The organism is Erwinia aphidicola, assembly GCF_024169515.1.
In the GTDB taxonomy this organism is placed as follows: domain Bacteria; phylum Pseudomonadota; class Gammaproteobacteria; order Enterobacterales; family Enterobacteriaceae; genus Erwinia; species Erwinia aphidicola.
Map to the genome: position 1 here is coordinate 1,168,175 of NZ_JAMKCQ010000001.1, position 14,423 is coordinate 1,182,597.

Genomic DNA, 14,423 nt, shown 5'->3' on the forward strand with positions numbered 1-14,423 from the left:
AGTAGTAACTCCTCAGGGTTTAATGCAACCGCCATGGCACTTCAGGACGGCAAAAAATATCGCAGCACAGTGACGGACTGCAGATCGCATCAGCAGCCCGCGTGTTTACGGATATTTTGATACATGTCGACGACACAACGCGCGGCCTCCTGCAGTGCCGTTGAGTTCACCGCCGGGCGCGGCAGCACATAGGTAAAATAGTTCGGCCCTTCCACCGGCGGACCCAGGGCATAGATGTTCTTCTGACTGATTTTTTTACGGCTGATGACGTGGTGCTGCCTGTCGATATCTATCCCGCCCGCGAGAAACCCCTCATTGTCATAGGGCCTGACCACCCCTTCAGCCAGCAGATTATGGTAGAGCCTTGAGTTGTCGCTGGCGGGTGAAAATGGCGCAATACGGGCTTTAATCAGGATATCAGCCAGCGTCACGCTCTCTTCCTGTGTAAAAGAGGTATACAGGGCAAAATGGCCGCTTTCCGGCTGACACATTAATCGGGCAGCGGGCCCGCCCGCCAGCGCAACTACGCCGCTCTCGAGTAGAGCCAGTAACTCCTGATTACGCCTTAAGGGCGGCCCCACCGCAATACGGTTGAATATCGGGCAAAACTCACTCAGAAACTGACGATGCGATTGTGGCGTCAATCCACCGTAGTTGATGGCATAACGCAGAATATCGCGCGTATCCCTGATGACATCGGCAGCGGCCTTGAGTGCGCCGTCAACATTGCCCTTTTCAGCGTCAGCAATATCCTTTATCAGCAGGGCTTTAAACCATGCCCGCCACTCTTCAAGGGTCGAAAAGGTTAACCCCTGATGCGGATAGAAGAGCTGATTCATCGCCTCACGTTCAGCCGCACCGGCCTGATAATCCCGAGCCTGCGTCCATTCCCCCCGCTCGACGCAGCTGTAGACGTAACACATTTCTTTGATCAACAGCGGCAGCAGGTCGGCAACAAAGTCGATTTTTCCCTGCGCTGTCCTCTGGCGTAAGCGATCGATGGCATCCAGGGTGAAAAAATGCGCCAGATAGCGCCCGCTGGCCCCCTTCTGATTCACGCCACGGCTGCCTGCAGGCAGCGACTGCCGGGAATAAATGTAAATTTGCGGTTCATCACCGGATGGGTGATAAATCAGGCGATGACCGGCGTCGCTAAATCGCCCCCCGCAGCCGCAGGTCAGTCTGGCAATAATGTCGTAGGTGGTTAAACCCATTCCGCCGATAATCACCTTGCTGGCCCTGGCAACGTGACTATATTTACGCAGCTCGTAGGGGCGCCGAATATAGCGCAGTGATTTATTTTTATGCAGGTTACCCGAAACGAAGCGTTGAATACGCAGGTCCTCTTCCGTCGACCGGCTTTCACCGTGTCCGGTCGCGAGAAAAAGATAGTTGGCCTTTATTTTTAAATCATTATCTAACTTGATCTTAACCGTATGGTTTGAAAACGAACTGACCTGAACGGCATAACCGCGAATGACGTTCAGCGTAATACCTGGAGGAAGGTTGTGCAAAATACTCAAATAGACTGAGTTAAGATACTCCCCTAACAGCGTGCGCGGCAGATAGTCGTCAGGCGAAATCTCTTCTCCCTGAGAAAGCCTGGAGTACAACTGCCCTGATTTTTTATAACCCTGGTCACGCGCCCACTGATATAAGTCGGGGCCCTGACGTATATTTCCGGCAGCGGCGACGCTTTCGTCACCATACAGGGTGATTTGACAAGCGACGGTGTTAGCCAGAAAGTAGCCGGGCTGGTTCGCTAAGTGCACGCCAAATCCCGCTTCATTTTTATCAATCAGCCATATTTCCATTTGCTTATTGGGACAATAGTCAGGATACAGTGTGACTATTCTTTCCAACAGGCTGATACCTCTCGAACCGGCGCCGATAATAGCGATGCTTATTTTACTCATATTATAACCCCTGTTAGCTGAAGTTTTTTTATTAAATAGCAGCAGCTGAGTTTATTCTGCGCTCAACGTGCCGTATGAAATATCAAAAAAGGCTAAAGTTGACTAATCAGGCTGAATTAAATAAACAGCGTCCTGAACACACTAAAGGTAACGTATTCATCATTGCGCCGCATGCTAACCTTTCACGCTCTCAATGATGGATAAAAGGAATATTATTCATGGCGCATAGCGATAAAGAACGGCTTATTCATACTAATATCCGCACCGCCTTTTATGGCGTGCTGCTGCTGGCCCTGGGCGTTGGCATCAGCCGTTTCTTATATACGCCGATGCTGCCGAAAATGCTGGAGGAGAAAATCTTTACTTTTCCCCAGCTGGCGTGGCTGGCGAGTGCCAACTACGGTGGCTACCTGGTCGGCAGCCTGCTGTTTTCATGGAGTGGCTTTCACCGCCCGCGCTCGCAAAATATGGTGTTTATTTTTGCCGTGCTTTCCGTGCTGCTGCTCTTCGCAATGGCGGGGGTAGATCGGGTTAATATGGCGCTGGCGGTGCGCTTTCTGGCGGGGCTGGCCAGTGCCGCACTGATGATTTTTGGCTCAGTCACCGTCCTGCACCACACCAATAATCACTGGGTTACCGCTTCGCTATTTTCCGGCGTTGGCGTGGGCATTCTGCTCGGCAATGAGTACGTCAATTGTGGGATTGCGCTTCAGCTGCATGCCGCCTCGCTGTGGCTTGGCGCGGGCGTAATCGGCCTGATCCTGCTGGTGCTGCTGGTTATCTTATCCCCCACCGCCATCGCCTTCACCCCTGAATCTCAGCAGATACCGAGACGAAAAAGCAGCGTGGTGGGCTGGTGGCAGCTGGCGATCGTTTATGGCCTGGCCGGGTTCGGCTACATCATTGTCGCCACCTTCCTGCCGCTGATCTCGCACCAGCTTGCGGATAGTGTGGTTTCACAGCATCTGTGGTCGCTGGTCGGGCTGGCGATTATCCCCGGCTGTTTTTTCTGGCTGCTGATGGAGCACCGCTTTGGCATCACCTTTTCACTGATTTTCAATCTGGTTTTGCAGGCCATCTGCGTGCTGCTGTCGCTGAACGGCCACTCACCGCTGCTGCTAATCCTCTGCTGTCTCGGCTTTGGTTTCACCTTTATGGGCACCACCGCGCTGGTGATGCCGCTGGCAAAAAAACTGCCGGTTCCTGCCGGCATCAACCTGATGGCGCTGGTGACCTTTACCTACGGCATTGGCCAGGTGTGCGGACCGCTGATGACCGGCCTGCTGCAGGGTCAGGGCGACCCGTTGAAAATATCGATTATCGCCGGTGCGGGTGCGCTGTTTATTGCTGCGCTGTTTTGCCTGAAGCGTTCAACGGTTATCTGAGTCGCAGATGAAAATCGCTGCCGACAGGTTCCTTGTGGCAAATCAATAAAACGGCCAATATTCCACGAGAAAACACTACATATAGCGCTTACCATAGCCCTGAAAAACTACATATAGGGGAAGCGCAGTGGCAACTCAGGTGATTAAACGCGACGGATGTCGGGTAAATTTCGATCCGGCACGCATTGCGGCGGCGATCCACGCGGCCGCGCAGGCAGCACAGATAAACGATGAAGATTACTGTACTTCCGTCGCCAGGTTGATTAGCCACCAGCTGATGCAGCGCCCGCAGGTGGATATTGCCGAAGTGCAGCAGGCGGTCGAAAACCAGCTGATGGCCGGACGTTACCCACAGCTGGCGCGCAGCTATATTGAGTATCGCCACGACCGCGATGTTGCGCGTGAACTGCGCGGGCGGCTTAACCATGAGATCCGCGGGCTGATCGAACAGAGTAACCCGGCGCTGCTGAATGAAAATGCCAATAAGGATAGCAAGGTGATCCCCACCCAGCGCGATCTGCTGGCCGGGATCGTCGCCAAACACTACGCCCGTCAGCATATGCTGCCGCGTGAGGTGGTCAGAGCCCATGAGCGCGGCGAGATCCACTATCACGATCTCGACTACTCGCCGTTTTTCCCGATGTTTAACTGCATGCTGATCGACCTGCAGGGCATGCTGACGCACGGCTTCAAAATGGGTAACGCCGAGATCGAACCGCCTAAGTCGATCTCCACCGCCACTGCCGTCACCGCGCAGATCATCGCCCAGGTCGCCAGCCACATTTACGGCGGCACCACCATTAACCGCATTGATGAAGTGCTGGCGCCGTTCGTGGATGCCAGCCTGGCTAAACACCGCGCCACCGCCGAGGAATGGCAGATTGCCGACGCCGAAGGCTATGCGCGCGCGCGCAGCGAAAAAGAGTGCTACGACGCCTTCCAGTCGCTGGAGTATGAGGTCAATACGCTGCACACCGCCAACGGCCAGACGCCGTTTGTCACCTTCGGCTTCGGCCTCGGCACCAGCTGGGCAGCGCGGCTGATCCAGCAGTCGATCCTGCGTAACCGCATCGCCGGGCTGGGCAAAAATCATAAAACTGCCGTGTTTCCCAAGCTGGTGTTCGCGATTAAAGCCGGGCTGAACCACCGTCCCGGCGAGCCGAATTACGATATCAAACAGCTGGCGCTGGAGTGCGCCAGTAAACGCATGTATCCCGATATCCTCAATTATGACCAGGTGGTGCAGGTCACCGGTTCGTTTAAAACGCCCATGGGCTGCCGCAGCTTCCTCGGCGTGTATCAGGAGAACGGCGAGCAGATCCACGAGGGGCGCAATAATATTGGCGTGATCAGCCTCAACCTGCCGCGCATTGCCCTGGAAGCGGATGGCGATGAAACGCGCTTCTGGGCGCTGCTGGACAGGCGCCTGCTGCTGGCGAAGCAGGCGCTGATGACGCGCATTGCGCGGCTGGAGAACGTGAAAGCGCGGGTTGCGCCGATCCTCTATATGGAGGGCGCCTGCGGGGTGCGCCTGCAGGCCGATGAGCCGGTGGCCGCGATCTTTAAGCACGGCCGGGCTTCAATCTCGCTGGGCTATATCGGCATTCACGAAACGCTAAACGCGCTGAGCGGCGCGGCAATTCATCCCTACGATGATGCGGCACTGCGCGCCAAAGGGCTGGAGATTGTCGCCCGCCTGCGTGCTGCCGTGGATCAGTGGAAGGAGGAGACCGACTACGGCTTCAGCCTGTACAGCACGCCGAGCGAAAACCTGTGCGACCGCTTCTGCCGCCTCGACGCCGCCGAATTTGGCGTGGTGCCGGGCGTCACCGACAAAGGCTACTACACCAACAGCTTCCACCTCGACGTGGAGAAAAAGGTCAATCCGTACGACAAAATCGACTTTGAAGCGGGCTATCCGCCGATCGCCAACGGCGGTTTTATCTGCTACGGCGAGTACCCGAATATCCAGCATAACCTGAAGGCACTGGAGGACGTCTGGGATTACAGCTACAGCCGCGTGCCCTATTACGGCACCAACACTCCGATTGATGAATGCTACGAGTGCGGCTTTACGGGTGAGTTCGCCTGCACCAGCAAAGGCTTCACCTGCCCGAACTGCGGCAATCACGACAGCACGCGGGTGTCCGTAACGCGCCGGGTGTGCGGTTATCTCGGCAGCCCGGACGCCAGGCCGTTCAACGCGGGCAAGCAGGAAGAGGTTAAGCGCCGGGTAAAACACCTGCGCCAGGGCCAGCCCGGATGAATATCCATCAGTATTATCCGGTGGATATCGTTAACGGCCCCGGCACGCGCTGCACGCTGTTCGTTTCCGGCTGCGTGCATCAGTGCCCGGGCTGCTATAACCAAAGCACCTGGCGGCTGAATTCCGGCGTGCCGTTTACTCTGCAGATGGAAGAGCAGCTGATCGCCGACCTTAACGATACGCGCATACCGCGGCAGGGGCTGTCGCTGTCCGGCGGCGATCCGCTGCACCCGGCGAACCTGGCGGATGTCGGGCGGCTGCTGCGCCGCGTCAGGCGCGAATGCGCGGGAAAAGATATCTGGCTGTGGACCGGCTATCGGCTGGACGAACTGAGCGCTCAACAGCAGCGGGTGGTGGCGCAGGTGAATGTGCTGATTGACGGTAAGTTTATTCAGGCACTGAAAGACCCGGCGCTGCCGTGGCGCGGCAGCAGCAACCAGGTTGTTCATCAACTGCGTTGAGATTAATAGGTCATGCAGGCCGCATTCAGGATACCGACGCCGGTGGAGACGCCACCCAGGAATAACCCGGCCGCCACGCTGTTGTCTTCGATACGTTGACTGATATCGCGCATAAACAGGCGCACGGCGGTAAAGACGATGAGCTGGATCACCAGCGCCACGGCGCCCCACACCAGGTAATCGACCAGATTAATGGAGTTAATCGCTACGCTGGCGAGCGGAATGATATAGCCCAGTAGCGCACCGATAAACCCCCAGGTTGCCGCCAGATTATTCTCTTTAATTAAGCGCCATTCGTTATGCGGCGTAATTCGCGTGTAGATAAACAGAAATATCAGCACCATCGCGATGCTGGTGAGAAAATAGGAGCCGAAAGCGAGGATCAAATACAAGGTAGCCATAGAGTCGTCCTGATTTATGGAGGTGCGGCAAAGAATTATCATAAAGTGCGCTATTCACAAACGCCAGCCGCCTGCGTCTTCTTTACCTTTAATGCCATTCGGAATCGACCTGGTTGATTTTCTGCATGTGTGAACCACACTTATCCCTATCAACCACTCAAGTTCACAGGAGAAAATATGAGCAAGAAGATTGCAGTGTTAATTACCGATGAATTTGAAGATTCGGAGTTCACCTCCCCGGCCAAAGCCTATAAAGAGGCTGGCCACGAAGTGATTACCATTGATACCGAGGCAGGAAAAACCATCACCGGCAAACAGGGTGATGCCAAAGTGAAGATAGACAAATCTATCGATGACGTGCAGCCGGCGGATTTTGACGCCCTGCTGCTCCCGGGTGGTCACTCCCCGGATACGCTGCGCGGTGATGACCGTTTCGTCGCCTTTACTAAAGAGTTTGTCGCGCTGGGCCGACCGGTGTTTGCTATCTGCCACGGACCTCAGCTGCTGATCAGCGCCAACGCCGTACGCGGGCGGCAGATGACCACCGTGAAAGCGATCGTTATCGATCTGAAAAATGCCGGTGCTGACTTCTACGATCAAGAGGTAGTGGTGGATAATGAGCGCCTGGTCACCAGCCGCACGCCGGACGACCTGCCAGCCTTCAATCGTGAATCACTGCGTATTCTTAACGCACTCTAACCCGCTGGCCAGCTGCGGCTGGCCCGCCATCGCTTTACCGATACTCCCCTACGCAGCTGATATGCGCTAAAGTACCCGCAGATTTATCACCCTGAGACAGCCTATGAATTCTGCGGCATCCGGCGACTGGCGGCTCTATATCCTGCGCACCGCCAGCGGCATGCTCTATACCGGGATCACCAATGACGTGCAGCGGCGCTTCGCCCAGCATCAGTGCGGCAAAGGGGCGAAAGCCTTGCGCGGCAAGGGTCCGCTCGAGCTGATGTTTCACTGCGAAGCCGGGGACCGTTCGCTGGCGTCAAAGCTGGAGTATCAGGTGAAGCAGTTAAAACGGCAGGAAAAAATCAGGCTGGTGGAGCACCAGCCCGTGTCATTGGTATTGTGGCTGAACACGCTCAGAGGCGGTTAAACGGCGCCGAATACTCGATGCGCCCTTCTGCACCGCTGAACGCATCCTCCGCCAGCTTATAGACCTGAAACGCCGCTTCGCTGTTCTGCCATTTGCACTGCAGGCCTTGACGCGCTGCCGGTTCAAAGCCATAACGCCCGAAGTATGCCGGGTCGCCCAGCACTACCACCGCGGCATAGCCAAACTCATTCAGCGTATCCAGCCCTTCATAAATCAGCTGTTTGCCCAGCCCCTGCTTACGCACGCTCTCATCCACCGCCAGCGGCGCCAGCCCCACCCACTGACGATCTTCTTCCGCCAGCGTAACCGGGCTGAACGCCGCATAGCCGAGAACCTGGCCTTCATCATCGGTGGCGACGACGCCGAGCGTTAACAAGCCATCTTCCCGCAGCTGCTGCACCAGTTCAGCTTCCGCTGAGGTGGGAAAACAGCGACGCAGCAGGCTGTCGATGCTGGCAGCATCCACTCCAATTTCTGTACGAATTAACATGTTGCACCTACGCGACCCGTAGGGGAAATCGCGCCCTCGTTCAGTCCGGCTTCAACAAAATCAGCCAGTTGCATAAGTCCGATGCGCAACGGCGTCGGCATGGATTCAAGATCAACCGCATCCATCAGGTTTTTCACTTCCAGACCCAGCTCGGTATCTCCTTCGATAATCAGGCGACGCTGGAAAAACAGCGTATCGGGATCCACCCTGCGGGCAGCGATTAACAGCAGATCGTTGGCTTCTGCACGAAACCAGACATCTGCCGTTTCCCGATTGGCTACCTGCAGTCGCCCCTGTTCCAGCGTGACTGACCAACGCAGCCCGAGGTCAGTGACCTCAATCCCTAACCAGCGCCCCTCAAGAAAGTCTAGCTCACCTTCCGCCAGTGCCTGTTGAAACTGCCAGCGTAACAGCGACTGCAGCAACGGCTTCTTCAATGCGAACGGGGTAAACCGCAGCGGGAAACGCAACAATTGCGGCCCCTTACGGACACAGTGGGTGCGTAGCGGGTTCAACACCATTATCACTCCTTACGAATAAATTTCGGCTATTTTGCCATACTGGCAAAACGCGTCAGACGGCTGGATCAACAAAGTGCGCGAACTATAGGGGTTTTATCCAGAGAATCGAACCCCATCAATACGCCAATAGCTGCCTTAAATCAAAATTTGTCGCAGCCTTCCTCACTAAACTCATCGATTCTACTGATAAGTTGGATTCGATTACATGGAACTTCTCTGCCCGGCCGGAAACCTTCCGGCGCTGAAGGCTGCCATTGAAAACGGCGCTGATGCGGTTTACATCGGTCTGAAAGATGAAACCAACGCCCGTCATTTTGCCGGACTGAACTTCAGCGATAAACGCCTGCAGGAAGCGGCAAATTATGTGCATCAGCGCAGGCGTAAGCTGCACGTCGCCATTAATACCTTTGCCCATCCTGACGGTTTCAACCGCTGGCAGCGCGCTGTGGATATGGCCGCCCACGCCGGAGCCGATGCTTTAATCCTGGCAGATATCGCCATGCTGGCGTATGCCGCCGAGCGATATCCCCATATTGAGCGTCACGTTTCCGTGCAGGCTTCCGCGACCAATGCCGCCGCGTTGCGCTTTTACCAGCGTAACTTCGATGTGGCACGCGTGGTATTGCCGCGCGTGCTATCGATGCATCAGGTGCGCCAGCTGGCACGCGACACGGAGGTTGCGCTGGAAGTATTTGCCTTTGGCAGCCTGTGCATCATGGCCGAGGGGCGCTGCTATCTCTCCTCTTATCTCACCGGCGAGTCACCGAATACCGTTGGCGCCTGCTCTCCTGCGCGCTTTGTACGCTGGCAGCAGACGCCTGCCGGGCTGGAGTCGCGCCTGAATGAGGTGCTGATCGACCGTTATGGTGCCGGTGAAAACGCGGGCTATCCTACGCTGTGCAAAGGGCGCTACAAGGTGGCAGAAACGCCTTATCACGCGCTGGAAGAGCCCACCAGCCTGAATACCCTTGCACTGCTGCCGGCGCTGCTGGCGGCCAATATTGCCTCGGTAAAAATTGAAGGTCGCCAGCGCAGCCCGGCATACGTTGAACAGGTGACGCGCATCTGGCGCCAGGCCATTGACCGCTGCCAAGCCGACCCGGCCCATTACGCGCCGCAGCCGCAGTGGATGACGGCACTCAGTGCACTGAGCGAAGGTACGCAGACGACCCTTGGCGCTTATCACCGCCAGTGGCAGTAGGAGAACGGTATGAAATATTCCCTCGGGCCGGTGCTGTGGTACTGGCCTAAAGAGACGCTGCAGGCGTTTTACCAGGCCGCAGCGCACAGTGAGGCCGAGATTATCTACCTTGGCGAATCGGTATGCAGCAAGCGCCGCAGTACTAAAGCAGCCGACTGGCTGGCGCTGGCAAAAGATCTGGCCGCCGCTGGCAAGCAGGTGGTGCTCAGCACCCTGGCGCTGGTGCAGTCACCTTCCGAGCTGACGGAGCTGAAGCGCTATGTGGATAACGGCGAGTTTCTGATTGAGGCGAACGACGTCGGCGCCGTCACCCTGGCCTGTGACGCGGGCGTACCGTTTGTTGCCGGGCCTGCGCTGAATATCTATAACGCGGTGACGCTGCAGCTGCTGCTGAAAATGGGCATGATGCGCTGGTGTATGCCGGTCGAGCTGTCGCGTGACTGGCTGGCGCAGCTGCTGCTGCAGTGTGACGAACTGGGGATCCGCCAGCAGTTTGAAGTCGAGGTGCTGAGCTATGGTTATCTGCCACTGGCGTACTCTGCCCGCTGTTTTAGCGCCCGCGCTGAAAACCGCAGTAAGGACGAGTGCCAGACCTGCTGTATTGACTACCCGCACGGGCGCCAGGTGCGCACCCAGGAAGATCAGCCGGTGTTTGTGCTGAACGGTATTCAGACCATGAGCGGCTACTGCTACAACCTGGGTAACGATCTGCTGTCGATGCAGGGGCTGGTGGATATTGTGCGCCTGTCGCCGCAGGGAGATGACACGCTGGCAATGATCGAGCGCTTTCGCGCCAATGAAACCGGCAGGCAGCCGCTGAGCCTGGCGCGATCGGCCGACTGCAACGGCTACTGGCAGCGGGTGGCGGGGTTAGAGTTGGTGGATTAACAACGCCATCAATACGGGCGGGGCATGCCGCCGCCCCTACTCATATTCATGTAGGGGCCGGGCATGCCACCGCCCCTAATCATATTCATGTAGGGGTCGGGCGTGCGCCGCCCCAAATCATATTCATGTAGGGGTCGGGCGTGCGCCGCCCCTAATCATATTCATGTAGGGGTCGGGCGTGCGCCGCCCCAAATCATATTCATGTAGGGGTCGGGCGTGCGCCGCCCCAAATCATATTCATGTAGGGGTCGGGCATGCCCGACCCACCGTCAATGGCGACGATCGAGGTAGTCGCGCAGCTTTCCGACCCCCATCCCCAGTACCGTGTAGACCACCGCCATGATCAGCAGCATCACCACATCTTTACTCACTTCGCTAAGCGGCAGCCCCATCTGATTCACCCCCGCTATCATCCGCGTGCCCCAGGTTGAGGGCAGCATCATCGAAATGCAGCGCACCCAGTCTGGCATCGACTGCACCGGCCACAGCGTGCCGGAAAGGTAGTAGACCGGGGTGGTAATAAACGACAGCGAAAAGTAGATGCGCTCTACCTCACGCAGGCACTCGGTCACCAGCTTCGCCAGGCCCAGCACCGCCAGCTGGAACGGCAACGTCAGCATCAGCAGCTCGGGGATACTGGCCGTTTGACGGTAGCCCAGCACCCATGGCCACAGGGCAAACAGCACGACAGAAAGAAACAGCCAGATGGGTATCAGCGCGGAGAGCGTGCCCAGCGTCACCGGCAGGGGCAAGGCGCCTTTGCTGCGCAGCGTCATGCTGACGCGCACGCCGGCAATCAGCAGCGAGTGCTGCAGCAGCATCACCAGCAGGCCGGGAAAGACAATCGCTGCAAAGCTGATCCCCGGGTTAAACACATCGATGGCCTGGCCAATAAACGGCGTCAGCACCACCGAGGCCTGCCGTTCGCTAAAGCCCGCCATCATCATCAGCTTGAGATTATAGTGCCCTAAAACCTGCTGCCAGGCGGCCATGACATCCTGCTGGATCTGGCCATTCGCCAGGCGGTTGGTGGCATCTCCGTAGACCGGCAGGGTGACCTCTTTCCCCGCCAGCATCTTCTGTTCCATATCCTGCGGCAGAATAATCACCGCAAATAGTTTGCGCAGGCCAAGGTCGCTGAGCGCCTGCGGCAGGCTGCTGTAGGCTACGTTGGTGATTTTCGGCGTGGCATCAAGCTGGCGCGTCAGCATTCTGCTGGCCGGGCTGTGGTCCATATCGATCACCGCGACGGGCAGATCCCAGACGCTGTGATTGAGATACACCGTACTCATCAGGCAGAGCGAGCAGAGCAGCATCATCCACATCGGTTTTTGCAGCAGCCCGCTGAGCGTTGTTGTGAAGGCCTGCCACCACAGCTTCACTGCACCTCCTCCGGCGTTTCCAGACGGCGGAACAGGCGTTTACGCACCAGCAGCGCCACAGCCAGCGGATAGATCAGCAGCAGCAGGCAGACGCTGGCAACCGGTTTTCCCGGAACGTCGCGCAGGAACAGGTCAAACATGGCGTACAGCGCGTGGGTGAGCGGCTCCAGATTGGAGATTAGCTGAGCCGGCCACGGCATCGACAGCTCCGGCATTGCCGTACCGGAAAACGTCATGGCAATGCTGACCATAATCCCCATCATCATATAGGCGGTGATCGCGCTGCCGGTGAAGCTAAATAGCAGGATGCCGAGGCTTTGCGCCGCCATGACGTAGAAGAAAGCCACGCACAGAATATAGAAGGGGTTTCCCACCACGCGCGCGCTGAATACGCCGACCAGCAGGGCGATTTCGCTCAGCAGCAGCACCGTGTAACACAGCGTGTAAGGGGCCAGCTTACCGAGCAGCGCCATAGCAAAATGCCGTTGGTAAATCAGCGGCCGGCTGCGCGCCAGCACGTAGATCATGCAGGTGACGGCGAACAGCTGCACCATATGAATACTGGCGGCGAACTGCTGATAGTAGATATAGCTGCCGCTGGCGTTAAACAGGCTGTCATAAGCCAGCGTTGCGTGGGGTAGCGCTGGCATTGCCCGCCCGGTGGCCGCCGCCAGCACCGGCTGATACTGCGCATTCAGCGTACTGACCAGCCCGGCGAAATCCTGCGTCGAGTAAAAGCCCGCGCCATAAAACAGCGCGTTGTAGTAGAGCGTGACGCGCGGCTGCCGACCCGCCAGCGTATCGGCTTCAAAAAATGGCGGGATCAACAGCACGGCATATGCCTGTGCCTGGCGTAGTTTCTCCAGCGCTTGCGGTTCACCGCCCGCATCCTGACTGACATCGGCATGCGAGCCTGCATTCAGATTGCGGATCAGCGTGCGCGACAGCGTGCTGTGATCCTGATCGACCGCCGCCACCGGCAGATCCATCAGCGATCCTTCGGAGAAATCGCTGGCAATCAGGGCGAACAGCAGCAGCGGAAAACACCAGCCCAGCCAGTGGAACAGCGGTTTACGCCAGGCAACGCGGACTTCACGACTGAAGGCGTGGCCAAATGCCCACAGCCCCTCTTTTATGTCTGCCATGACCATAGGGCACTCATTCCCTGACGCAGGCCTTCAACCGGCGTGAGTGGGTAAAGCCGCACCTCAAAGGTTTTGAGGTCAAAATCCCCGGTGGCGCGCGTGGCGCGTTTGGTCGCGTAGTCGCCGAGCGGCGCGATATAGCGCACCTCGGCCTCGATCACCCGATTATTCAGCGCCGGGACGCGAATCTGTATTTTATCGCCCTTGCGCACGTGAGCGAGAATGTCCTCGCGCAGATCAAAAGTGAACCAGGCGGTGGGCAGCTTGATCAGCGTCAGCAGCGGGCTGCCTGCATTAAGCAATTCTCCGCGCTCCGCCGGGATCGGCCCGACCTCCCCCGCTACCGGGGCATGCACCACCAGTTCATCGCTCTGGGCTTTAATCTCCAGCAGGTTCTGCTCTGCCTGGCGCAGCTGTGCCAGATAGGCTTCACGCTGCTCAATGCGATCGCCATTTATCCCCTGATCGAGATTAGCCCGCGCCGCCTGCACCTGCTGCCAGGCGCCGTCGCGCGCCTGGCGGGCATTATCCAGCTGTTCGGCGGAGATATAGCCCTTCTGCGCCACGCTCAGATCGCGCTGCCAGGTGGACTGGGCATCGCGCCAGGTCGCCTGAGCCTGTTGCAGCAATGCTTTCAGGTTGCGAATAGTTTCTTCGCGGGTGCCGTTCAGGGAGAGGTCTAACGTAGCCTGCGCCTGGTCACGCGCCGCTTCGGCGGCCTTGAGCTGGGCAATCAGTTCGGGTGCCTCCAGCACCATGAGTGACTGCCCGGCGCTGACATCGTCGCCGCGCCGCACCAGTTTCTCCACCACCCGCCCTTTCGCTTTTGAGGAGACGATCACTTCGGTGGCATCGACTTCTCCCTGCAACAGCAGGTCGTGATTATGCGCGCGGATAAGGACAGCCAGGGCGATGCCTGAAATGATAATCAGCAGGGTAAAAAAGGCTCTTTTTTTCATCGAAAAGCCCCTGAAATCAGTCGCTTCAGGGCGTTACTGAGGCAAGGCATTGCAATATCCTTCGCAAAGAAAGTCCAGGTTATCAGCAATATACTCGCTCGCAGGGGGCGATTTTTGTTGTTTAACCACTTTACGGCGCCGCCGGGGGGGTAAACCGAGTAAATAATGCGGTTTAATTCTGCTGGCAGTTAGGTAATACTTTATTTAACTAGCAGCCTAATTAATCCCCGAACGTTTTAGCAAAAGTGCTGCGAACGGACAATTACAGGGGCAAAAGATCCCGTAGCCTGTAATTTTGCA

At 57.3% G+C, this 14,423-nt stretch carries 14 protein-coding genes; 7 read left to right on the forward strand and 7 right to left on the reverse strand.

What is annotated here, in order from left to right; all coding sequences use genetic code 11:
• Positions 1-89 precede the first annotated feature (89 nt).
• Positions 90-1,916, reverse strand: coding sequence for an FAD/NAD(P)-binding protein (locus J2Y91_RS05370; RefSeq protein WP_253537614.1), 1,827 nt, complete (start codon positions 1,914-1,916; stop codon positions 90-92).
• Positions 1,917-2,134: 218 nt separating this feature from the next.
• Between J2Y91_RS05370 and J2Y91_RS05375 the strand changes: the two genes are divergently transcribed.
• The 3 genes from J2Y91_RS05375 (at position 2,135) to nrdG (ending at position 6,028) form a co-directional block, all read left to right on the forward strand.
• Positions 2,135-3,301, forward strand: coding sequence for a YbfB/YjiJ family MFS transporter (locus J2Y91_RS05375; protein WP_253537617.1), 1,167 nt, complete (start codon positions 2,135-2,137; stop codon positions 3,299-3,301).
• Positions 3,302-3,428: 127 nt separating this feature from the next.
• The gene (gene nrdD / locus J2Y91_RS05380; protein WP_253537620.1) at positions 3,429-5,567 is read left to right on the forward strand and encodes an anaerobic ribonucleoside-triphosphate reductase; all 2,139 of its coding nucleotides are present in this window, start codon (positions 3,429-3,431) and stop codon (positions 5,565-5,567) included.
• Positions 5,564-6,028, forward strand: coding sequence for an anaerobic ribonucleoside-triphosphate reductase-activating protein (gene nrdG / locus J2Y91_RS05385; RefSeq protein ID WP_253537623.1), 465 nt, complete (start codon positions 5,564-5,566; stop codon positions 6,026-6,028). The genes nrdD and nrdG overlap by 4 nt, the downstream gene beginning before the upstream one ends.
• 2 nt (positions 6,029-6,030) lie before the next feature.
• Here nrdG and J2Y91_RS05390 read toward each other — a convergent pair whose 3' ends face one another.
• Positions 6,031-6,429: a DUF350 domain-containing protein gene (locus tag J2Y91_RS05390; protein WP_133622622.1), complete on the reverse strand. Its 399-nt coding sequence runs from the start codon at positions 6,427-6,429 to the stop codon at positions 6,031-6,033.
• A 177-nt stretch (positions 6,430-6,606) separates the two neighbouring features.
• Here J2Y91_RS05390 and J2Y91_RS05395 point away from each other — a divergent pair, with 177 nt between their 5' ends.
• Positions 6,607-7,128: a type 1 glutamine amidotransferase domain-containing protein gene (locus J2Y91_RS05395; RefSeq protein WP_253537626.1), complete on the forward strand. Its 522-nt coding sequence runs from the start codon at positions 6,607-6,609 to the stop codon at positions 7,126-7,128.
• 103 nt (positions 7,129-7,231) lie between these two features.
• Positions 7,232-7,537, forward strand: coding sequence for a GIY-YIG nuclease family protein (locus J2Y91_RS05400; protein ID WP_133622620.1), 306 nt, complete (start codon positions 7,232-7,234; stop codon positions 7,535-7,537).
• Here the strand turns inward: J2Y91_RS05400 and J2Y91_RS05405 are convergent.
• Both J2Y91_RS05405 and ubiT read right to left on the reverse strand, forming a co-directional pair.
• Positions 7,524-8,027, reverse strand: coding sequence for a GNAT family N-acetyltransferase (locus J2Y91_RS05405; RefSeq protein ID WP_133622619.1), 504 nt, complete (start codon positions 8,025-8,027; stop codon positions 7,524-7,526). The two genes, J2Y91_RS05400 and J2Y91_RS05405, sit on opposite strands and share 14 nt — an antisense overlap.
• On the reverse strand, positions 8,021-8,545 hold the full coding sequence (gene ubiT, locus J2Y91_RS05410) for a ubiquinone anaerobic biosynthesis accessory factor UbiT (RefSeq protein WP_413449794.1): 525 nt from the start codon (positions 8,543-8,545) through the stop codon (positions 8,021-8,023). Before ubiT ends, J2Y91_RS05405 begins: the two co-directional genes overlap by 7 nt.
• 208 nt (positions 8,546-8,753) lie before the next feature.
• On the opposite strand from ubiT, the gene ubiU reads away from it, so the two are divergent.
• Complete coding sequence (gene ubiU, locus J2Y91_RS05415) at positions 8,754-9,749, forward strand: ubiquinone anaerobic biosynthesis protein UbiU (RefSeq protein WP_253537629.1); 996 nt, start codon at positions 8,754-8,756, stop codon at positions 9,747-9,749.
• A gap of 9 nt (positions 9,750-9,758) precedes the next feature.
• The gene (locus tag J2Y91_RS05420; protein ID WP_253537631.1) at positions 9,759-10,637 is read left to right on the forward strand and encodes a U32 family peptidase; all 879 of its coding nucleotides are present in this window, start codon (positions 9,759-9,761) and stop codon (positions 10,635-10,637) included.
• Between the two features lie 269 nt (positions 10,638-10,906).
• On the opposite strand, the gene J2Y91_RS05425 is transcribed toward J2Y91_RS05420, so the two are convergent.
• The 3 genes from J2Y91_RS05425 to J2Y91_RS05435 are packed head-to-tail and all read right to left on the reverse strand — an operon-like array spanning position 10,907 to position 14,123.
• A complete protein-coding gene (locus J2Y91_RS05425) occupies positions 10,907-12,019 on the reverse strand; it encodes an ABC transporter permease (protein ID WP_253537633.1) in 1,113 nt (370 codons plus the stop codon).
• Positions 12,016-13,170, reverse strand: coding sequence for an ABC transporter permease (locus J2Y91_RS05430; RefSeq protein ID WP_253537635.1), 1,155 nt, complete (start codon positions 13,168-13,170; stop codon positions 12,016-12,018). Before J2Y91_RS05430 ends, J2Y91_RS05425 begins: the two co-directional genes overlap by 4 nt.
• Positions 13,152-14,123, reverse strand: coding sequence for an HlyD family secretion protein (locus J2Y91_RS05435; RefSeq protein ID WP_253537637.1), 972 nt, complete (start codon positions 14,121-14,123; stop codon positions 13,152-13,154). Before J2Y91_RS05435 ends, J2Y91_RS05430 begins: the two co-directional genes overlap by 19 nt.
• Positions 14,124-14,423 lie beyond the last annotated feature (300 nt).